At 65.5% G+C, this 21,051-nt stretch carries 18 protein-coding genes; 11 read left to right on the forward strand and 7 right to left on the reverse strand.

Translation table 11 applies throughout. The features are described from left to right. Positions 1–90: 90 nt before the first annotated feature. The gene (locus E4S58_RS06435; RefSeq protein WP_136635500.1) at positions 91–1,272 is read right to left on the reverse strand and encodes an ABC transporter substrate-binding protein; all 1,182 of its coding nucleotides are present in this window, start codon (positions 1,270–1,272) and stop codon (positions 91–93) included. A gap of 131 nt (positions 1,273–1,403) precedes the next feature. On the opposite strand from E4S58_RS06435, the gene E4S58_RS06440 reads away from it, so the two are divergent. After that, a complete protein-coding gene (locus tag E4S58_RS06440) occupies positions 1,404–2,492 on the forward strand; it encodes a PQQ-dependent sugar dehydrogenase (RefSeq protein ID WP_136635501.1) in 1,089 nt (362 codons plus the stop codon). Positions 2,493–2,630: 138 nt separating this feature from the next. On the opposite strand, the gene bmt is transcribed toward E4S58_RS06440, so the two are convergent. The 3 genes from bmt to E4S58_RS06455 all read right to left on the reverse strand — a co-directional run bounded on the left by bmt (position 2,631) and on the right by E4S58_RS06455 (position 6,164). Next, the gene (bmt, locus tag E4S58_RS06445) at positions 2,631–3,647 is read right to left on the reverse strand and encodes a betaine--homocysteine S-methyltransferase (protein ID WP_136635502.1); all 1,017 of its coding nucleotides are present in this window, start codon (positions 3,645–3,647) and stop codon (positions 2,631–2,633) included. Between the two features lie 68 nt (positions 3,648–3,715). Continuing rightward, positions 3,716–5,560: a phosphatidylglycerol lysyltransferase domain-containing protein gene (locus tag E4S58_RS06450; protein WP_136635503.1), complete on the reverse strand. Its 1,845-nt coding sequence runs from the start codon at positions 5,558–5,560 to the stop codon at positions 3,716–3,718. A 292-nt stretch (positions 5,561–5,852) separates the two neighbouring features. Continuing rightward, positions 5,853–6,164, reverse strand: a complete 312-nt coding sequence (locus E4S58_RS06455) for a DUF1476 domain-containing protein (RefSeq protein ID WP_136635504.1) — start codon at positions 6,162–6,164, stop codon at positions 5,853–5,855. A gap of 201 nt (positions 6,165–6,365) precedes the next feature. On the opposite strand from E4S58_RS06455, the gene purC reads away from it, so the two are divergent. The 7 genes from purC to E4S58_RS06490 all read left to right on the forward strand — a co-directional run bounded on the left by purC (position 6,366) and on the right by E4S58_RS06490 (position 15,040). Then, positions 6,366–7,124, forward strand: coding sequence for a phosphoribosylaminoimidazolesuccinocarboxamide synthase (gene purC / locus E4S58_RS06460; protein ID WP_136635505.1), 759 nt, complete (start codon positions 6,366–6,368; stop codon positions 7,122–7,124). Between the two features lie 11 nt (positions 7,125–7,135). Then, on the forward strand, positions 7,136–7,366 hold the full coding sequence (purS, locus tag E4S58_RS06465) for a phosphoribosylformylglycinamidine synthase subunit PurS (protein WP_136635506.1): 231 nt from the start codon (positions 7,136–7,138) through the stop codon (positions 7,364–7,366). A gap of 158 nt (positions 7,367–7,524) precedes the next feature. Then, positions 7,525–8,007 (forward strand): hypothetical protein, encoded by a 483-nt coding sequence (locus tag E4S58_RS06470; RefSeq protein WP_136635507.1) that lies wholly within the window; start codon positions 7,525–7,527, stop codon positions 8,005–8,007. Positions 8,008–8,079: 72 nt separating this feature from the next. Beyond that, entirely contained in the window at positions 8,080–8,748 is a 669-nt protein-coding gene (gene purQ, locus E4S58_RS06475; protein ID WP_136635508.1) for a phosphoribosylformylglycinamidine synthase subunit PurQ, read from the forward strand. A gap of 60 nt (positions 8,749–8,808) precedes the next feature. Beyond that, a complete protein-coding gene (locus tag E4S58_RS06480) occupies positions 8,809–10,590 on the forward strand; it encodes a sensor histidine kinase (RefSeq protein WP_136635509.1) in 1,782 nt (593 codons plus the stop codon). Between the two features lie 15 nt (positions 10,591–10,605). Then, positions 10,606–11,943, forward strand: a complete 1,338-nt coding sequence (locus E4S58_RS06485; protein WP_136635510.1) for a sigma-54-dependent transcriptional regulator — start codon at positions 10,606–10,608, stop codon at positions 11,941–11,943. A 481-nt stretch (positions 11,944–12,424) separates the two neighbouring features. Further along, positions 12,425–15,040 carry an Rne/Rng family ribonuclease gene (locus tag E4S58_RS06490; RefSeq protein WP_205965359.1) on the forward strand — a complete coding sequence of 872 codons (2,616 nt, stop codon included), beginning with the start codon at positions 12,425–12,427 and terminating at the stop codon, positions 15,038–15,040. Between the two features lie 94 nt (positions 15,041–15,134). On the opposite strand, the gene E4S58_RS06495 is transcribed toward E4S58_RS06490, so the two are convergent. Then, positions 15,135–15,362 carry a sulfurtransferase TusA family protein gene (locus E4S58_RS06495; protein WP_136635511.1) on the reverse strand — a complete coding sequence of 76 codons (228 nt, stop codon included), beginning with the start codon at positions 15,360–15,362 and terminating at the stop codon, positions 15,135–15,137. A 91-nt stretch (positions 15,363–15,453) separates the two neighbouring features. Between E4S58_RS06495 and E4S58_RS06500 the strand changes: the two genes are divergently transcribed. The 3 genes from E4S58_RS06500 to E4S58_RS06510 all read left to right on the forward strand — a co-directional run bounded on the left by E4S58_RS06500 (position 15,454) and on the right by E4S58_RS06510 (position 18,894). Further along, the gene (locus E4S58_RS06500) at positions 15,454–16,203 is read left to right on the forward strand and encodes a cytochrome c biogenesis CcdA family protein (RefSeq protein WP_136635512.1); all 750 of its coding nucleotides are present in this window, start codon (positions 15,454–15,456) and stop codon (positions 16,201–16,203) included. 106 nt (positions 16,204–16,309) lie between these two features. Continuing rightward, complete coding sequence (locus E4S58_RS06505; protein WP_136635513.1) at positions 16,310–17,545, forward strand: hypothetical protein; 1,236 nt, start codon at positions 16,310–16,312, stop codon at positions 17,543–17,545. Then, positions 17,542–18,894, forward strand: coding sequence for a cytochrome P450 (locus E4S58_RS06510; protein WP_136635514.1), 1,353 nt, complete (start codon positions 17,542–17,544; stop codon positions 18,892–18,894). The genes E4S58_RS06505 and E4S58_RS06510 overlap by 4 nt, the downstream gene beginning before the upstream one ends. Positions 18,895–18,972: 78 nt before the next feature. On the opposite strand, the gene rsmA is transcribed toward E4S58_RS06510, so the two are convergent. Both rsmA and E4S58_RS06520 read right to left on the reverse strand, forming a co-directional pair. Continuing rightward, on the reverse strand, positions 18,973–19,815 hold the full coding sequence (rsmA, locus tag E4S58_RS06515) for a 16S rRNA (adenine(1518)-N(6)/adenine(1519)-N(6))-dimethyltransferase RsmA (protein ID WP_136635515.1): 843 nt from the start codon (positions 19,813–19,815) through the stop codon (positions 18,973–18,975). Beyond that, positions 19,815–21,032: a peptidylprolyl isomerase gene (locus tag E4S58_RS06520; RefSeq protein ID WP_240789479.1), complete on the reverse strand. Its 1,218-nt coding sequence runs from the start codon at positions 21,030–21,032 to the stop codon at positions 19,815–19,817. Before E4S58_RS06520 ends, rsmA begins: the two co-directional genes overlap by 1 nt. Between the last annotated feature and the right edge of the window lie 19 nt (positions 21,033–21,051).

The raw sequence follows: 21,051 nt of genomic DNA on the forward strand, positions 1-21,051 counted from the left end.
CGGGCGTTTGCCGCCTCTGTGCCCTGTCTTGAGTGCAAATGTCAAAGCGGCCCGGGTCTGCGCCGGGCCGCTTCAAAGGTCAACCTAGACTTAACGGTAGCCGGTCGTCGTCATCTTGCCGCCTTCGAACTTGATCTCGCGGTAGGAGCCTGCGGCTTCGCCCGGTTCGATCATTTCGACAGCGGTTGCACCGACATAATCGATGTCCGTGCCAGCGGCGATCAGTTCAAGCGCCTTGGCCAGCTCACCGGGATAGATCTTTTCGCCGGGCGCGTTGGCCACGTCCATGATCTTGCCCTTGTAGTCTGCCGGTTCGGCAGAGCCAGCGGCCTGCATGGCCAGCAGGATCAGCGCAGCGGCGTCATAGCTTTCACCAGCATAGCTGCCCGACGCGTTGAACTTGTCGCCGACAACTTCCGCGAACATGCCCGCGCCTTCGCTGTCGGTGCCGGGGATCTGCCCGGTCGAGCCATCAAGGTCGCTGCCGAAGTTCTCTTCCAGCGCGGCACCGATCATGCCGTCGGGGAAGTGGAACTTGTCAAACGCACCGGTGTCGAGCGACCCGCGCACGATGCCCGCGCCACCCTGGTCGACGTAGCCCGCAACAACCAGCAGGTCGCCACCGGCCGAAGCCAGCGCCGCGACTTCGGAGGAGTAGTCGGCCTTGCCGTCCTCATGTGCAGCCGAGATCGTCACCGACCCGCCAGCGGCTTCGAACGCCTGCTGGAAGCTGTCGGCCAGACCCTTGCCATAGTCGTTGTTGGTGTAGGTCAGCGCCACAGACTTGACGCCCATGTCGATCAGCGCCTCGGTCATCACGGCACCCTGACGCGCATCCGACGGGGCGGTGCGGAAGAACAGGCCGTTGTCTTCGGTTTCCGACAGACCCGGCGAGGTCGCGGAGGGGGAAATCATGACCATGCCGTTCGGAACGGCCACGTTGGTCAGGATCGCGCCGGTCACGCCGGAACAGTCTGCACCCATGATGCCCTTCACGCCTTCGGCGGTGATCAGGCGTTCGGCTGCGGCCGTCGCGGCACCCGCGTCGACGCAGGTCGAATCGGCGCGAACGGAGGCGACGGTCGTGCCATCCAGGAACTTGCCGCTTTCCGAAACTTCGCTCATCGCAAGCTCGGCGCCTGCGGCCATGTCGGGGGTCAGCGATTCAATCGGGCCGGTGAAGCCCAGAATCACGCCCAGCTTGATCTCTTCGGCCTGCGCGCTCACGGACATTGCGGTCAGCGCGGCAGTTGCCAGCAAAAGCTTTTTCATTGTTGTTCTCCCTATTTGGAACAATGCTCCGGGGCCGAGCCTATGCCTGCGCCGACGAAAAGGAAAGTCTCCGTGAGATGAGGTTGGCTTTACGTCAATTGACCCTAGGTGCAGCCAAAAGGAGATTGCCGATGAAACCCCTTCTGATCGCCGCCACGCTGGCTTTGACCTCAACCACCGGTGCGGCCCTCGCGCTGGATACCTCGGCCGGAGAGGTCAGGATCGAGAAGGTCGCCGGGGGGTTCACCTCTCCCTGGGCCATGGGGTTTCTTCCGGACGGCGGGATCCTCGTCACCGAGTTGGACGGGCGGCTCTGGCTGCTGCGGGACGGTGCGGCGACCCAGATCGCGGGCCTGCCCGAAATCGAGGTCGACGGGCAGGGCGGTCTGCTGGACGTGATGGTCCCCCGCGATTTCGCCCGGACGCGAGAGATCTTTCTCAGCCACGCCGCGCCACAGGGATCGGGCAGCGGCACCGCCCTGACCCGCGCCATCCTGTCCGACGACGCCACCCAGCTGACAGAGGTGCGGCAACTGTTCCAGATGGCGCCGGGCAGCAGCGGCGGGCGGCATTTCGGATCGCGCATCGTCGAAGGGGCCGACGGGCACATCTTCATGACGATCGGCGAACGCGGCGACCGTCCGGCGGCGCAGGACCTGTCGCGCCATAACGGGTCGGTGATCCGGCTGAACCGCGACGGATCCGTGCCCGCCGACAACCCGTTTGTCGGGCAGGACGGCGCCCGGCCCGAGATCTGGTCCTACGGCCACCGAAACCCGCAGGGCGCGGCCCTCGACAGCACGGGCCAGTTGTGGGTCAACGAACACGGCGCGCGCGGCGGGGACGAGGTCAACCGGATCAAGCCCGGCGCGAACTATGGTTGGCCCGTCATTTCCTACGGTCGGCATTATTCGGGCATGAAGATCGGCGAGGGCACCGAGAAACCCGGCATGGAACAGCCCGTGTCCTACTGGGACCCCTCGATCGCGCCCTCGGGGATGACCTTCTATGACGGCACCATCGCTGACTGGGACGGGGATGCCTTCGTCGGATCTCTGAAATTCGACTACATCGCGCGGCTGTCGGGGGACGACATGGCCGAGGTCGAGCGCACCGAAGCGCCGGAAACCGCCCGCGTACGCGACGTGCGGACCGGGCCGGACGGCGGGTTGTGGTTTATCTCAGAGGGTAACGGGTCGATCTATAGAATCGTCAAGTAATCAGATGCTTGAGGGTCGAAGTTTATGTTTCGCGAGACGCGCTTTCACCAGTCGACCGACGAACTTATGACGTAAGTTAAAGTCCTGCATTCAAAAAAAGACCCGCCATAGAGCGGGTCTTTCGTATGTGTGAAGACGTCAGCCGCGCCGGCGTTTGCTGGTCCGGCTGCGGGTCGGCCCGTTGTCATCGCCCGTGCCGTCCGATACGGAGGAGAACCCGCCGAGTCTCGCCGTGATCTGTTCCAACGTGGGGCGATCGCCGCGCGGACGGGTCGACAGGGCTTCGTGCATCTTTTCAAGATGTTCGGGCATCGTGCCGCAGCAGCCGCCGATGATCGTGGCGCCGCAGTCGCGCGCCATCACGGCATATTCGCCCATCAGCTCGGGCGTGCCGTCATAATGGATATGGCCGTCGTGGTACTTGGGGATGCCGGCGTTGCCCTTGGCGATGATCGGCCGTTCGACACCCTGCGCGGCAAGGCCCAGCACGGTGCGCAGCAGGTCCGATGCACCGACACCGCAGTTGGCGCCATAGGCGATCGGCGGGTTCGGCAGCTTTTCGACCATCGACACCATCGCTTCCGAGGTCACGCCCATCATCGTGCGCCCTGCGGTGTCGAACGACATGGTTCCGCACCAGGGCATGCCGGCAAGGGCAAAGGCCTCGGCCGCGGCCTTGTATTCTTCGGGCGCCGAGATGGTTTCAAGCCAGAGCACGTCCGCGCCGCCCTCTTTCAGGCCCTCGGCCTGTTCGTGGAACATCTCGACCGCCAGTTCGTGGGTCAGCGATCCCATGGGCACCATGATGTCGCCCGTCGGCCCGACCGATCCCGCCACGACCACGGTGCGCCCCGAGGCATCCGCGACCTCGCGGCCAAGTTCGGCGCCGACGCGGTTCAGCTCGCGCACCCGGCCCTCGGCCTGGTGCAGCTTCAGCCGCGAGGCATTGCCGCCGAAGGTGTTCGTCAGGAAGATGTCGCTGCCGGAATTGACCGCGTAGGAATACAGCGTCCGGATCTTCTCGGGTTCGTCCACGTTCCACAGCTCGGGCGCGTCGCCCGACGACAGCCCCATGTTGAACAGGTTCGTTCCCGTCGCACCATCGGCCATCAGCCAGTCGCGGGTTTCCAAAAGCTTGGTCAGAGCATCAGTCATCGGCTTCTCCGGTCGGTCGACGCATGTTCGCCCCACATAGCGCGGCCAAGGGTCCGAGGGAACCCCGCCTATCCCTGCGGACGTCGGATCACGCGGGCGATATCGGCCACCGCCAGCGCCATGGTCACCGGATCGGGCGCGGCCATGTAAAGCGGTTGGCGACGGATGCCGAAGCTTTCCTTGAACCGGGTCAGCCCTGCACCGCCCGAACCGCTGGCGATCCGGTCGCGGAGGCGCGTGGCCAGGCGGCTTTCACGACACGGCCGGGCCGGCATGGCCGCCAGTGTCAGGCGGCGACGTTTCGCGTCGCGGGCGGCCTCGATCGCGCGCGCCACCAGCAGGTGCATCGTGCCGTCGGGCAGGGTGCACCCATGGCGCATAAGGTCCAGGGCCAGGTCGCGATCCGTCTGGTGCAGGGTGATAAAGGCGATGGCCTCTCCACCCTGGCGGGCCACGAAAATCTGTTGGGCGTCCATGTACTTGGGGCAGAACTGCCCCATGGAGAACCCGCGCGCGCCGCGATGTTCGATCACCCATGCGGCATCGATGCGCACCAGTTCGCTGATCAGATCCGGGCCAAGCTCTTCGCGTTCGACGGTCACCCCGGCCTTTTCGGCCTGGCGCAGCTTACGCCGTAATTGACGAAACTCGGCACCCTCGGTGCAGAACGCCGCCGGGTCGATCACGGCGTCGTCCGCGACCCGCAGAACCCACCAGCCCGCGCGCTTGGCTTCTGAGGCCAGCCGGGCGGAACACTTGTAGATCACGGGCACCAGCATCCTGTCCCGCGCGGCGGCGGTCAGGGCCGGGACCACGCCCTGGGGCTTGCCGGACATGGGATCGAACAGCAGGGTCAGCGTCTGGCCTGTCTCGACCACCATGGCCTCGCCGGTGCAGGTGTCCAGCACCTCGGCCCCGTTCTGCCGCGCCACGCCGCATTCGGCGCGCGGCGCCCGGGACAAGGCCTTGGTCGTCGCCGCAGACCGGGCGGGCGTGCTGTCGGCCACCTTGAAGGGGACAGCCAGCGGGATCAGCGCCAGAAGCGCGGGCACGGCATAGTAGATCACCCGCCATGCCAGGACCGCGCCCAGCAGTGGCGCTTCGGCTACCATGGGCAGCAGCGCCAGAAGCGTCAGTTCGAACGGCCCCGCGCCGCCGGGGGTGGAGCTGAATAGACCCGCCCCAAGCGCCAACGCAAAGACCGGCAGCAGGACCGCGAAGCTGATCGTGACATCCGGGGGCAGCAGGACGTAAAGCGCCGCCGCCGCCGCGACCACGTCAAGCATGGTCAGCATGGCGATGGCCGCGAGCGCCCGCAGGCTTGGCAGGCGCAGGGTGAACCGGCCAACCTGCAGGGTCGGGCGGAAGAACGCCAGGCCCGCGACGCTGATCGTCGCCACCGCCGTAGCCAGCGTCATCCAAAGGGGCAGGGAGGCCCCGGGAAAGACCGCAGCCATCAGCACCGCGATCGGTGCCCAGGCGGCCATGAAGCTAAGCGCGACGGCCCCGGTCACCGCTGCGGCCATGCCTGGACGGGCGCCCGACAGCATCCGCCAGCGCGCCAGGGCGCCCGTGACCATGCCCAGCCCCAGCACCTGCGCCAGGGCGATCGACCCGGCGCCGGTGATCCGCGCGACCTTCGGGTCGACCCCGGTGCGCAGATGGCGGTGCATCACCATGTCATAGGTGCCGATGGCCCAGAACGACAGCGCAGTCGCCGCCGCCGCCGCGATCCACTGCAGCGCTGATGTCGTACGGACCACATCCGCCACGGCATGGAAATCAAGCCCCTCGAGACGATCCCGCAGCAGCCAGACGCAGGCCGCGCCGATCAGCAGCGGCAGGCCCGAGCGCATTATCTTTCGGGAGGCAGCCGCACGCACGGCGGCCCTCTGGCGGGACTTGTCGGTCATAGGTCTCTCCACTCACTCCCCAGGGGGGATAGGCAGGAAGTCCTACCAGCAACTTAAGGAAGTCACGGAAAGGAAGGACTGCTCGGGCCGGTCTGCGCCGGAATTTCAGACAATTTAAACGCTGAGCCCAAATTTGGGAATCGAAATCTTGACCACGGCGCACATCCTTAACCTGAACTCAAACACTGTGTCGCCTTTGCCGCGACACCACTGGTTAGCCTGTGTACAGTGGCAACCGGGCAAGAAAAAGGCGCGGTCCGAAGACCGCGCCTGGATCAGCCTTGTGGTCGGATCACTCTTCCAGAAGTTGCGCCTTGGCGACCTTGAGAAGCTGGTCGATCTTGGTGCGGATCTCGGCCTCGGTGGCCTTGTCGCCCAGATCGCCCGCAACCTTGCGCACGACATCCTCGTGGCCGGCTTCCTCGAAATCGGCCTTCACGACCTCGCGGGCATAGGCGGCGGCGTCATCGCCGGTCTTGCCAAGCAGCTCGGCCGCCCACAGACCCAGAAGCTTGTTCCGGCGCGCTTCGGCACGGAACTGCATCTCCTGGTCATGGGCATATTTGTTTTCGAATGCGTTTTCGCGATCGTCGAAGGTGGTCATGGCCAGTTCCTTGCGTGAAATTCCCTCTGTTCCGATATGCCCATCCAGACAGCACCGTGCAAGCCCCGAAGGCCCGCCGGACCGCGTCATGGCGTCCGGGCGGCGCGGTGGCCGGACCCGCGCTTGCGGCAAACCCGCCCATGTTCTAAGAGGGCGCATCACCCGACGGGGCCGCACCCCGGCCCGAACGAAAGGTCATCCATGGCACGGCGCAAGAAAATCTACGAAGGCAAGGCGAAGATCCTGTACGAAGGCCCCGAACCGGGCACGATCGTCCAGTATTTCAAGGACGATGCCACTGCCTTCAACGCCGAGAAGAAGGCCACGATCGATGGCAAGGGCGTGCTGAACAACCGCCTGTCCGAATTCTTCATGACCGGGCTGAACAACATCGGCGTGCCGACTCATTTCCTCAAGCGGCTGAACATGCGCGAACAGCTGGTCCGCAGCTGCGAGATCATCCCGCTGGAAATCATCGTGCGCAACTTTGCCGCCGGGTCGCTGTCCAAGCGGCTGGGGATCGAGGAAGGCACCGCGCTGCCGCGTCCGATCGTCGAATACTGCTACAAGGATGACAAGCTGGGCGACCCGCTGGTCACCGAGGAACATATCGCGGCCTTCGGTTGGGCCAGCCAGCAGGACATGGACGACATCCTGAGCCTTGCGCTGCGGGTGAACGACTACATGGCCGGGCTGATGTACGGCGTCGGCATCAAGCTGATCGACTTCAAGATCGAGATCGGCCGCGTCTACGACGGCGACTTCCAGCGCCTGATCGTCGCGGACGAGATCAGCCCCGACAGCTGCCGCCTGTGGGACATCGAGACCGGCCAGAAGCTGGACAAGGACGTGTTCCGCCGTGACCTGGGCAACCTGACCGACGCCTACACCGAAGTGGCGCGCCGCCTGGGCGTCATGCCGAAATCCAACGGCCACACGAAGCCGACCCTGATCAACTGAGGATACCGCCGATGAAAGCCCGTGTTCATGTCATGCTGAAAAACGGTGTTCTGGACCCGCAGGGCGAAGCCGTGCGCCATGCGCTCGGCTCGCTTGGGTTCGAAGGTGTGTCGGGCGTGCGCCAGGGCAAGGTCATCGACCTCGACCTGGCCGAGGGCACCAGCGAAGAGACCGTGCGCGAGATGTGCGAGAAGCTTCTCGCCAACACGGTGATCGAAAGCTATTCGGTCGAACTGATCTGACCGGCGCGCCCCGTGGCGGGCGCTCCGACACGAGGGGGCGCTGCCCCCTCGCACTCCCCCGGGATATCTGACCAGAGGAAGACCGGACCCGGGTAGGGTATTCCGGCCTGTCGTCCCGTGGCGGGCCGCGCTAGCCTGAACCGACAGGAGGCAGCGCGATGATCACACTGGCATTCTACAAGGGGCGCGGCGACGGCATCTGGCAGCGCCTGCAGGACTGGGGCATCCGCTTTGCGACCCGGTCGATCTACAGCCACGTCGAACTGATCGCGGGCCTGGCCGAGCTGGGGCAGGAGGCGGTTTGTCTGTCGTCGTCCGGGCGGGACGGCGGCGTGCGGCTGGCCCGGTTCGTGCTCAATCCCGATCACTGGGATCTTGTGGCGCTGGAGGACGAGCCCGAGGCGGTCGCCGACTTCATCCGCGACCGGTTCGGCAAGCGGTACGATTATCGCGGCATCCTGCTGAGCCAGATCTTCGCGCTGGCCCGCCACGACCCCGACAAGTGGTTCTGTTCCGAGATCTGCGCTGCCGCCCTGGGCATTCCAAACGCACAGCGGATGTCCCCGCAGGCGCTCTATGACGTGGTCAGCTGGAAGCATTTTCAGGACATGGCGCTGTCGGATCATATCCAGTACGCCTGAGGCGCGGCTGCCCCTTGAGATTTGCGGCCCTGCGGCGTAACAGCAGGCAACATCCCAGATCGGAGTCCCGCCATGAAGGCTGCCATCCTCGTCTTTCCCGGATCCAACTGTGACCGCGACCTGCAGGTCGCCTTCGAACGGGCCGGGGCCGATGTGACCATGGTTTGGCACAAGGACGACGCCCTGCCCGCGGGCACGGATATCGTCGGCGTGCCGGGCGGCTTTTCCTACGGGGATTACCTGCGCTGCGGCGCGATTGCGGCGAATTCGCCGATCACCCGGTCGCTGAAGACGCATGTGGAACGTGGCGGTTATGCCCTTGGCATCTGCAACGGGTTCCAGATCCTGACCGAGACCCGGATCCTGCCGGGCGCGCTGCTGCGCAATGCCGGACTGAAATACATCTGCCGCACCGTGCCGCTGAACGTGCGCACCTCGGACAGCGATTTCACCCGGGGCTGGGCTGCGGGGACCGAGTTGCAGATCCCGATCGCGCATCATGATGGCAACTACCAGGCCGATGCAGAGCTGCTGCGCGAACTTGAAGGCGAGGACCGTATCGCCTTTACCTACAACGACAATCCCAACGGGTCCTCGGGCGACGTCGCGGGCGTGCTGAGCGCGAACCGCCGGGTGCTGGGCATGATGCCCCACCCCGAACGCGCGGCGGACGAGGCGCTTGGCGGGTCCGACGGGCGCGCGATGTTCACCTCTCTGATGACCGCGCTGGTTTCCGCCTGATCCCGTAGCCGGGCCGGGCGCCGCGCTTGAGCGGACCCCGCGCCTGACGTATCGTGTGGCATGACCGGAACGCCGCAATTCCTTGAGACCTCGCGCACCCGCAAGACCGGGGGCACGGCGTTTTCATGGCAAAGCCGCATCGCGCTTGGGCTTTTCGTGGCGATCGCGGTGCTGACGGTCTGGATCACCAATTCTGCGCTGACAGACCGCTTCACCCAGAACACCCGCAACCGGGCCGAACTGCGCCTGGCGCTTTACGGCGGCAACCTGGTGTCCGAGCTGCGCCGCAATTCGATCGTGCCGCAGTTGCTGGCCCGCGACCCGACGCTGATCGGGGCGTTGAATTCCTCGGACTATTCGCAATCGACGCAGCGCCTGATTTCCTTCGTGGACGAGATCGGCGCGGCGTCGCTGATGCTGTTGGACCAGGACGGGCGCACCGTGGCGGCGACCGACCGCAATCGCCTGGGCGAATTGCATGCGGGCACCCAGCATTTCACCGAAGCGCTGGACAGTGCCGGCACCGTCTTCACCGTCGCCGAACGGGACGGGGTCGGTTATCGGTTCACCTATTCGCGCAAGATGGAAAGTTCGGGCACCGCCATCGGCGTGATCGTGGTCGAGGTCGACCTGCAGAAGTTCGAACGTGCCTGGGCCGGGATCTCGGACGCGGTGCTGGTCACCGACAGCACCGGCAAGATCATCCTGGCGACCGAACCGCGCTGGCGCAGCCTGACCGAAGGCGTTGCCCTGCAGCGCGAACCGCCCGAAACCGCGATCCAGCGCGCCATCCAGGCCACCGCCGACTGGTCCGCGCTGCCGGCCGATGCCTATGTGAAGGGCGAGGCGGTGATGCGCGTGTCCTCGCGCCTGCCGTTCCGGGGATGGCAGATCGCCAGCTTCACCACCTATGCCAGCGTCCGCGAGAAGGTGAACGGCTTCCTCGCGCTCGAGATCATGGGCTTTGCGATCCTGCTGGCGCTGGCCTTCTATGCGCTGTCCCGCAAGAACGCGCTGCGCATGGCCTTCTTCCAGAACGAGTCGGCGGACCTTCGCGCATTGAACGAAAGGCTGCAGCGGGAAATCGCCGAACGCGAACGCATGCAAAAGTCACTGGACGTGGCCGAACAGACCCTGGCGCAGTCCTCGAAACTGGCCGCCCTGGGCGAGATGTCGGCCGCCGTCAGTCACGAGCTGAACCAGCCCCTGGCCGCGATGAAGACCTACCTGGCCGGAGCGGCCCTGCTGCTGCGCCGCAACCGCCCCGACGAGGCGCTGGCAAGCTTCCAGCGGATCGACGATCTGATCGGCCGGATGGGGTCGATCACCCGCCAGCTGAAATCCTATGCCCGCAAGGGGGGCGAACAGTTTGCCCCAGTAAACGTTGGCGATGCCCTCAATTCCGCGCTGTCGATGATGGAGCCGCAGCTGCGTCAGCGGCAGATCCGGATCACCCGCGCGATCCCCGAACGACCCGTCCGAGTGATGGCCGACCGGGTGCGGCTGGAACAGGTTCTGATCAACCTGCTGCGCAACGCCGTGGACGCCACCTCGACCGTCGATCATCCGTCCATCGACGTGATCCTGTCGGCCGGTGAAACCGCGACGATCACCGTGCGCGACAATGGCACCGGCATCGAGAATCTCGATGATCTGTTCGAGCCGTTCTACACCACCAAACAACCCGGTGATGGGGTGGGGCTGGGGCTTGCCATCTCCTCAGGGATCGTGAACGACCTCGGCGGGCGGCTCACCGCACGGAACGCCGAAGGGGGCGGGGCTGTTTTTGAAATACAGCTGCCTATCTTATCCGATGAGGCAGGGATCGAAGCCGCCGAATAAGACCGGAGAAAACGAATGCAGAAGGCCATGAAGATCGCGATCGTCGACGACGAACAGGACATGCGCCAATCCATCAGCCAGTGGCTTGCGCTGTCTGGCTACGACACCGAAACCTTCGCCAGCGCGGAAGACGCGCTCAAGAAGCTGGGGCCCGATTATCCGGGCATCGTGATTTCGGACATCAAGATGCCCGGCATGGACGGCATGCAGTTCCTGCGCAAGCTCATGGGGTCCGACAGCGCGCTGCCGGTCATCATGATCACCGGCCATGGCGACGTGCCCATGGCGGTCGAAGCGATGCGCCTTGGTGCTTTCGACTTCCTGGAAAAGCCCTTCGATCCCGACCGGATGAACCAGCTGGCCAAGAAGGCCGCCAATGCGCGCCGCCTGGTCATGGACAACCGCCAGCTGCGCCGCGAACTGTCGGACGGCGGGCAGATCATGAAGAAACTGATCGGGTCCTCCCCGGCGGTCGAACGGCTTCGCGAGGATATCCTCGATCTGGGGCAGGCCGACGGTCACGTGCTGATCGACGGCGAAACCGGCACCGGCAAGACGCTGGTGGCCCATGCGCTGCACGCCGTGGGCGCGCGGGCGGGCAAGAAGTTCGTGCTGGTCAGCTGCGCCGCGATGGACGAACCCGCGCTCTCCAAGCGGCTGTTCGGCCCGATGAACCCCGAGGACAGCCGCCTGCCGGCGATCGAGGAAGCCCGGGGCGGCACGCTGGTTCTGGAAGACATCGAGGCGATGACCGACGCGGTGCAGGGCAAGCTGCTGAACGCGATCAACGAACAGGGCACCCCGGCCGAAACCCGCATCGTCGGCATCTGCAACATGCAGGAGGCCGACCGCACCTGCGAAGACGCCCTTCGCTCGGATCTGTTTTATAGGCTGGCCGCGCTGCGCATCACCGTGCCGCCGCTGCGCCAGCGGGGCGAAGACGTGCTGACGCTGTTCACCACCTTCTCGGAACAGTTTTCCGACGAATACGGCTGCGACGCCCCCAAGGTTGCCGCGCAGGAAGCCGCGCAGCTTCTGCAGGCGCCCTGGCCGGGCAACGTGCGCCAGCTGATCAACGTCGCCGAACGCGCCGTCCTGCAGTCTCGCCGTGGGTCCGGCACGATCGCATCGCTGCTGATGACCGAACACGACGACATGCAGTCGGTCGTGACCACCGAAGGCAAGCCGCTCAAGGAATACGTCGAGGCGTTCGAACGCATGCTGATCGACAACACCATGCGCCGCCACAAGGGGTCCATCGCCTCGGTGATGGAGGAGCTTTGCCTGCCGCGCCGCACCCTGAACGAGAAGATGGCGAAGTACGGCCTGCAACGGTCCGACTACCTGAACTGACCGCCGATCACCGCCATCCGCCCCGATCCGGGCGGGTGGCGGGGTATCTGAAGGATAGTGGTGACCATTTTATCCATTGTCTTTTCATCCTTTGCAGTCTTATTGTGAAAGATGGTTCGGTGCCTGATGGCACCCCGAACATGAGTTTCTCTGTTCCACCGCTGCTGTGACCGTCCGAATGACTGGCCCCGGGTGGTTGGACAGACCGAATGGACCCCCGCAAGGGGTCACCCAAACGCCAAGCTGTCCCGAAGGACTGACAAGGCATTGAACGGGCGGACGCCACGCCAAAAACGTGGTCCAACCGCCGGAGAAGAACCGCGATGAGGCGCGACGGGACAAGTGAGAGCAGGGGCAGGGCGCAGACGCGCCGTCCCGCACCCATGGCCCGGGACGCCCGCACTATCGCCCCTGACAGACACGCCGATTTCCCTCTGGGTCCCCCGGGATCACAGGGGTTGTCGCCGTGCAATTGGATAAAATGGCAAAGAAAATGCTCATCGATGCCACCCACGCGGAAGAGACCCGCGTCGTGGTGGTTGACGGAAACAAGGTCGAAGAGTTCGACTTTGAATCGGAAAACAAGCGCCAGCTAGCCGGCAACATCTACCTCGCCAAGGTCACGCGGGTAGAGCCGTCGCTTCAGGCGGCCTTCATCGACTACGGCGGGAACCGGCACGGTTTCCTGGCGTTCTCGGAAATTCATCCCGACTACTACCAGATCCCCGTCGCGGACCGTGAGGCCCTGATGGAGGAAGAGCGCGCCTATGCCGAGGCCATGAAGGCGCGCGAGGAAGAAGACGAAAAGCCCAAGCGCCGTCCGCGCCGCCGGTCCTCTGCCAAGGCCGCCAAGGTCGAAGGCGGGGCCGAGGATGCCGTGCTCGAAGGCGAAATCTCCGGGATGGAGACGATCGACCTGGAAACCGAGGACGGCATCGAAGGCCTGTCCCCGATGGAAACGGTCAACGAAACCCCGGTTGAAGAACCGCAGGACGGCGCCGAAGACACCAGCGCAGACGCGGTCGACGCGGATGACGCCGACACCGACGATGGCGATGACGACGCGGAAGACACCGTGCGCGACGCCGCCGCCCACGACGACGAGATCGAATCCGTCGCTGACGAGGACGATCAGGAAGACATCCGCCCGGTCCGCAAGCCGCGTCCGCGCCGCTACAAGATCCAGGAAGTCGTCAAGGTCCGCCAGATCATGCTGGTGCAGGTCGTCAAGGAAGAACGCGGCAACAAGGGCGCTGCCCTGACCACCTATCTTTCGCTGGCCGGTCGCTACTGCGTGCTGATGCCGAACACCGCCCGTGGCGGCGGCATCTCGCGCAAGATCACCAATGCGGCGGACCGCAAGAAGCTCAAGGAAACCGCGTCGGAAATCGATCTGCCGCAGGGCGCGGGCCTGATCGTCCGCACCGCCGGCGCCAAGCGTACGAAGACCGAGATCAAGCGCGACTACGAATACCTTCAGCGGACCTGGGAACAGATCCGCGAACTGACGCTGAAATCCATCGCGCCGGCCAAGATCTATGAAGAAGGCGACCTGATCAAACGCTCGATCCGCGATCTCTATTCGCGCGACATCGACGAGGTCCTGGTCGAAGGCGAACGCGGCTACCGCAACGCCAAGGACTTCATGAAGATGATCATGCCGTCCCACGCCAAGAACGTGAAGCACTACGGCGAACAGATGCCGCTTTTTGCGCGCTACCAGGTGGAAAGCTACCTCGGCGGGATGTTCAACCCGACCGTTCAGCTGAAATCCGGCGGCTACATCGTGATCGGCGTGACCGAGGCGCTGGTCGCCATCGACGTGAACTCTGGCCGGGCCACCAAGGAAGGCTCGATCGAGGAAACCGCGACCAAGACCAACCTCGAGGCCGCCGAAGAGGTCGCCCGCCAGCTGCGCCTGCGCGACCTGGCCGGTCTGATCGTCATCGACTTCATCGACATGGACGAGCGCAAGAACAACCTCGCCGTCGAAAAGCGCCTGAAGGACAAGCTGAAAACCGACCGCGCCCGCATCCAGGTCGGCCGCATCTCGGGCTTCGGCCTGCTGGAAATGTCGCGCCAGCGTCTGCGGCCCGGCATGCTCGAGGCGACGACCCAGCCCTGCCACGCCTGCCACGGCACCGGCCTGATCCGTTCGGACGACTCCATGGCGCTGAACATCCTGCGTCAGATCGAAGAGGAAGGCACCCGCCGCCGCTCGCGCGAGGTTCTGGTGAAATGTCCCGTGGACATCGCCAACTACCTGATGAACCAGAAGCGCGAACATGTGGCCGCCGTCGAAGCCCGCTATGGCCTGTCGGTCCGGATCGAGGGCGACCCGCACCTCGTCAGCCCCGACTTCACGCTTGAAAAGTTCAAGACCGCGACCCGCGTGATCCCCGAACCCGTCGCCTTCGTTTCGGCCAGCGCATCGCTGATGGACGAGGTCGATGACGACATCGTGGACGAGGTCGAAGAAGAAACCGCCGAGGCCCCCGAGGCCGAGGAAGAGGATCAGAAGCCCAAGAAGCGGCGTCGTCGGCGTCGTCGGCGGCGCGGCAGCGGCAATGGCGAAAACGGGGACAATGGCTCGGGTGACGATCAGTCCGACGCGGATGACGCCGATGGCGATACGCCCGCCGAAGTGACCGAGGACGCCAAGTCCGAAGACACCCCGGCCGAGGCTGAAGCTGAAGCCCCCGAGGCCGAGGAAAAGCCGAAAAAGCGCACCCGGTCCCGCAGCCGCAAGAAGAAGGTCGAGGACACGCCGGCAGAGCCTGCAGCCGAGGCCGCAGTGGAAACCCCGGCCACGCCGGAGCCCGCAGCCGACGCCACGCCCGAACCGGACGTGACACCCGAACCCGAGGCACCGGCCGAACCTGTAGCCGAGGCCGCACCGGAACCCGAAGCCCCGGCCGAGCCCGAGCCTGCCGCCCAGGCAGAACCCGAGCCCGAGCCCGCAGCAGAGCCGGAACAGGCCGAAGCCCCGGCAGCGGACCCCGCGCCCGAGCCCGAGAAAGAGCTTGAGCCAGCCGAGGCCGCCGAGGACTCGGACAAGCCCAAGCGTCGCGGCTGGTGGTCGCTCGGCAAAGGCTAAGGGCCAAGGATTGATGAAAACGGAAAAGCCGCCCCACACCGGGGCGGCTTTTTCACGTCTCGATATCGGCAAACGCGGGACGTCCCGCGCGCGGCTACTGTCCCCGCCTGACGCGGAAGAACCGCGCCGCGCCCATGTCGCGGTTCTCGATCACCTCGTGCCCTTCGCTGGCGCAGAAATGCGGGATGTCGATGGCGGCGACCGGATCGTCCGACAGCATCGTCAGCTCTGCGCCCGCAGACACACCCATCAGCCGCTTGCGCAGGCGCAGCACGGGCAGGGGGCAGATCAGGCCGCGGGCATCTATGTCGACGTCATCCATGGCCACACCGCTACCCCCTCCACGCCTTTGTGACAACTGGTCGCTCGCGAAGGGCGTGACGCCACGCGCGGAACCCGTTAATCCGAAACACATGTTCGGAATAGACATCATCGACGCTGGCCTGCTGCCGGCCATGATCGTGGCGCTGATCGCCGGGGGGATTTCCTTCCTCAGCCCCTGCGTGCTGCCGATCGTGCCGCCCTATATCGCCTATATGTCCGGCGTCACGTTGAACGACCTCGGGCAGGGCAGCCGCAGGGGCAGGGCGCTCGCCACCGCCTTCATGTTCGTGCTTGGCCTGTCGACCGTCTTTCTGCTGCTTGGTTTCGCGGCCTCCGTCGTCGGTTCGGTCTTCCTGCGGTATCAGGAGTACTTCAACACCGTCGCAGGCATCCTCGTGATGATCTTCGGCGCGCATTTCCTCGGCATCTACCGCATCGGCTTCCTCGACCGCGAGGCCCGGCTTGATGCGGGCGACCGCGGCGGCTCGGCCTTCGGGGCCTATGTCCTGGGCCTGGCCTTCGCCTTCGGCTGGACCCCCTGCATCGGTCCGCAACTGGGCGCGATCCTGTCGCTCGCCGCCTCCGAGGCCTCAATCGCCAAGGGCACCGCACTGCTGGCCGTCTACGCTGCAGGCCTCGGCATCCCGTTCCTTCTGGTCGCCGCCTTCCTGCCGCGTCTCACCGGAACGCTGAACTGGATGAAACGCAACATGGAGCGGATCGAACGGATCATGGGCCTGCTGCTCTGGACCATCGGGCTGCTGATGCTGACGGGCGGATTTTCGGCCATGTCCTTCTGGCTGCTCGAAACCTTCCCCGGCCTCGCCACCCTCGGCTAAACGCAGGTAAAGAAACACCAAACAGGGCGTCCGGACCACCGAACGCTTTGTTCACACTTTCGCCCCGAACATGGTTTATATTGCCTCAAGATAAACCGAGGCAGATATGAGCAGCCCGCCCCACGTCCAGACCCGCCGGGTGTTCTACATCCCCGGCTACGACCCGATTCACCCGCGCCGCTACCGCGAGCTTTACCGCAAGGAAGGCGCGGCACAGGCGGGGATCTCGGGCTATGACATCGACCTGCGTCCCAAGACGACCACGGGGCCCTACGGCTGGCACGTGACCTCGACACAGGACGGCGCAGCGGTCGAAACGGATATCGAGGTGCTCTACTGGTCCGACATCGTACGCGACAGTATGGACGGATCAATCCCCGCGACCTACCTCGCCTTGTTACGTACAGCGTCAGTCTACATCTTCACCGGAGCTCTCTTCCGCCTGATGCGCCTGCGCAAGGGGCCGGTCATCGCGGCCCTCTATCCGGTGCTCTTCCTGCTGGTGCAGCTTGCCATCGCCGTGGGGCTGGGCTGGGCGGTCGCTGCGACCCTGCAATGGCTTGCGGGCCTGGCATTTCCGCCGGCCAACGCCCCCGTCGCCGTCGTCAGCGCGCTGACCGGCGTTATCGTGGCCGTCCTGCTGCTGCGCTGGTTCAAGGCCAAGGATGCCAAGTTCTTCGCCTATTACCTCATGCACGATTATTCATTTTCGGCCAGATACTTGGGATCCAATCCTGAAGCTCTGGAGGAGCGCATCGCATCCTTTGCCGACACCATCGCGGATGCGTTGAACACAGATGCGGACGAGGTGCTGATCGTCGGTCACTCCTCTGGCGCGCACCTCGCCGTGTCGATCCTGTCGGACCTGCTGCGCACAGGCCGCGTGCCACCGGACGGCCCCGTATTGTCCTTCCTGTCGCTCGGCCAGGTCGTGCCCATGGTGTCCTTCCTGCCGCGCGCAACCCGCCTGCGCGCCGACCTCGCCTATCTCTCCACCCGCCCCGAACTGACCTGGGTCGATGTCACCGCCCCCGGCGACGGCTGCGCCTTTGCGCTTTGCGATCCGGTGGCGGTCTCCGGCGTCGCGCCCGCCGATCAACGCTGGCCGCTGATCCTCTCCGCCGCCTTCACCCAGACCCTGTCGCCGGAGCGCTGGAAAGAACTCCGCTGGCGCTTTTTCCGCCTGCATTTCCAGTACTTGTGCGCCTTCGACCGGCCCGACCACTACGATTATTTCCGCATCACCGCAGGCCACCTTACACTGTCAGCCCGCTACCACGGCAAGCCCGCGTCAAAATCCACGATCACAACCCCGGTCAACCGCTACCGGAGCGTGGCATGACCCTTCCGCCCAAACCCGCGGCCCGCCCCGACAAGGTCTCCCTCCGCCGCTACATCCGGCTCTTTCGCGACGACATCCTCTCGGCCCAGCCCGCGCGTCTCTACCGCGCCTGGATGGCCGAATTCCGCACGCCGTTTTTCCGGTCCTACCTCGTCAACCAGCCAGACCTGATCAGGACCGTGCTCAGGGATCGGCCCGACGACTTCCCGAAATCCAACCGCATCTCCGAAGGTCTGCGTCCGCTGCTCGGCAACTCGGTCTTCCTGACGAACGGCGAGGCATGGAAACGCCAGCGTCGCATCATCGATCCGGCCTTCGAAGGCGGTCGGATCAAAGACACCTTTCCGGCCATGCGTGCCGCCGCCGAGGCCTGCGTGTCACGCCTGTCAGAAAAGACAGACCAGACGGTAGAGATCGAAGCCGAAACCTCCCACGCTGCCGCTGACGTGATCTTTCGCACGCTGTTTTCGATCCCGATCGACCACCAGATCGCGGCGCAGGTCTTCTCCCGCTTTCGCGACTACCAACGCAGCGCCCCGATCCTGAACCTCGCGGCCTTCGTCCCGCTGCCGAACTGGGTTCCGCGGTTTCACAACCGGCGCACCCGTCGCGCCGCCCGTGACATCCGTTCGCTGATCACCCGTCTCACCGCAGACCGGCAGGCGGCGATTACCGACGGCACGGCACCCGACGACCTGGCCGCCAAGATCATGACCACGGCGGATCCTGCCACGGGCGACATCTTCGGCACGGACGAGATGGTCGACCAGGTCGCGATCTTCTTCCTCGCCGGACACGAAACCTCGGCCTCCGCGCTCGCCTGGGCGCTCTACCTCGTCGCGACGCACCCCGACTGGCAGGATAAGCTGGCCGAGGAAGCCCGCGCGCTCGACACCACCGCCGATTTCGCGGTGCTCGCGCAGCTCAAACTCTCCCGCGATACCTTCCGCGAGGCGCTGCGCCTTTACCCGCCCGTGCCCATGATGGTGCGCGAAACCACCTGTCCCGAAACCTTCCGTGACCGCGCCGTGAAACCCGGCGCGCAGGTCGTGCTCAGTCCCTGGCACCTGCACCGCCAGACGCGGCTCTGGGACAATCCCGACGGCTTCGACCCGACGCGCTGGCACAGCGAAAACGGCAAGACCTGCATGCGCGAGGCGTTCATCCCGTTTTCGTCAGGCCCCCGGGTCTGCCCCGGCGCGGGCTTCGCGATGGTCGAGGGCCCGCTGATCCTGTCAATGATCCTGCGCGCATTCCGGATCGAACCTGTCGGCCCGGCGCCCGTGCCGGTCGCGCATCTGACAGTCCGATCCCGGGCCGGCATCCACCTGCGCCTGACCAGACGTTGATTGAGTATTTATGGCAAGATGAAGTCCGCATTCATCTTGCCTCAAATACTCCCGCCGGAGGCATCCGGCCCCGCCGCCTCAGCCCGCCTTCACGGCACGGGCGAGCGCGCAGAATTGCTCCAAAGACACGGTTTCGGCGCGGTCCGTCGGCTTGATCCCCGCAGCGACCAACCGGTCCTCGATGTCCGGCCCCAACCCCTTGAGCGCGGCGCGCAGCATCTTGCGGCGCTGGTTGAACGCCATGGCCACCACACGCTCCAGCACCTTGGGGTCGGCCGGATAACGCGGTTCGGGCAGGGCGGTCAGGTGCACCACGGCCGAGGACACCTTGGGCGGCGGCGAAAACGCCTCGGGCGGAAGGTTGATGACAATCCGCGCATCCGCCCGCCAGGACGCCAGAAGGGCGAGCCGACCATAGGCCTTGGATCCGGGCGTGGCGACGATGCGGTCGGCCACCTCGCGCTGGAACATCAAGGTCAGGCTCTGCCAGAAGGGCGGCCATTCGGGCGGCGTCAGCCAGCGCACCAGCAGTTCGGTCCCTACGTTGTAGGGCAGGTTGGCGGCCACGCGGATCGGCGGGGTCAGCTGGGTCAGGGGATCGATGTCGAGCGCGTCGCCGTTCACCACCTCGAGCCGGCCGGGATAGGCGGCGGCGACCTCGGCCAGGGCAGGCAGGCAGCGCGCGTCCTTTTCGATCGCCAGCACCCGCCGCGCGCCTTCGGCCAGCAGACCGCGGGTCAGACCACCAGGGCCGGGGCCGATTTCCAGCACGTCACAGCCGGTCAGATCCCCGGCCTGGCGCGCGATCTTGGCAGTCAGGTTCAGATCCAGCAGGAAGTTTTGGCCAAGGCTTTTCTTTGCTGCCAGCCCGTGCTGCGCGATGACCTCGCGCAGCGGGGGAAGCCCGTCGATCGCCGCCATCAGTAGCGGGTGATCCGCGCCTCGGACCGCAGCTGCTGCAGGTAGCCTTCGGCGAAAGAGGCGAGGCGGCGGTTCTGGATGTCCATGGCCACGCCTTCGCGCGACACGGCGCCCGACAGATCGAAGCTGCGCCCGCACATCATCAGGAAGACCAGCGTCTGGCCATTGGCGCGGGTCAGGTTCGTCGACACTTCGCCCTCGTCCAGCTTGGCCAGTTCGGCGGCGATGTCGGCGGGGATCTCGGACGGCATCTTGGTGCCGCGATCCAGCACCTCGGCCGGTTGTCCCTTGGCGATGCCGTAAAGGTCGTCGCAGGTGTCGACACGGGCCTTGATCTTGGCGGCCTGCGCCAGCGCCTGTTCGCTGCGGCCACCGGGAATGTAGTAGGCGGCGTATTCGATGGCGGAATAATTGGAGGGCGCGCGGTTCTCGGATTGCTCGATCGCGCGCAGCAGGAACAGGGCGATCTGGCCGTTCACCTCGATCGGGGCGCTGATCTGGCCGGGACGCAGCCCGAGGATGGCGCCGCGCACCTGCGGCGCGAGGTTGGAGGCAGGCACCCAGTTCACCCGGCCGCCCTGTGCCGCCGACGGCGCGGCAGAGCTTTCGCGCGCGGCACGGGCAAAGCCGTCCGCGCTCATCCGGCGGATACGCTCGGCCTGGGCCAGGACCTCGTCCTTGTTGGCGGCGGTGAAGGGCAGGAAGACCTCGGACATCAGCACCTGCACGGTGGCGCCGGACGCCCCGCCCGAAGAGATCGCGCGATCGATCTCCTGTTCCGAGACCTGGACGCGGGGGCCGAACTTGGCCTGCACGACCGACCGCCAGGCCAGGCCGGCGCTGACGAAATCTCGGAAGGTTTCGGGGGCGACGCCGCCGCCCTGCAGGGCGGTCAGGAACTGGTCGGCGGACAGGTTCGCGCGGCCGGCGAATTCCTGCATGCCACCGATGATTTCCTCTTCCGAGGGGGCGATTCCCAGTTCACGCGCGGCCTGGCGGCGCAGGCGGTCGTCGATCAGCTGGTCCGCCGCGATCTCGCGCACGTCGCCGGGGGTGCGGAACAGCTGCAGCATCCGGATCCGCTGTGCCAGTTCGTACTGGGTGACGACCTGATCGTTCACCTTGATCGCCGGTCCGAAGCCCTGCGCCTGTGCGGCGGTGGCCAGGCCGATCATCATCGCGGTCAGGGTCAGGCAGAGGCGGAAGAGGTTGCGCATTGTCATGTCCGTTTGTCTA

This window comes from Pseudooceanicola onchidii (assembly GCF_004959925.1).
Lineage (GTDB): Bacteria > Pseudomonadota > Alphaproteobacteria > Rhodobacterales > Rhodobacteraceae > Pseudooceanicola > Pseudooceanicola onchidii.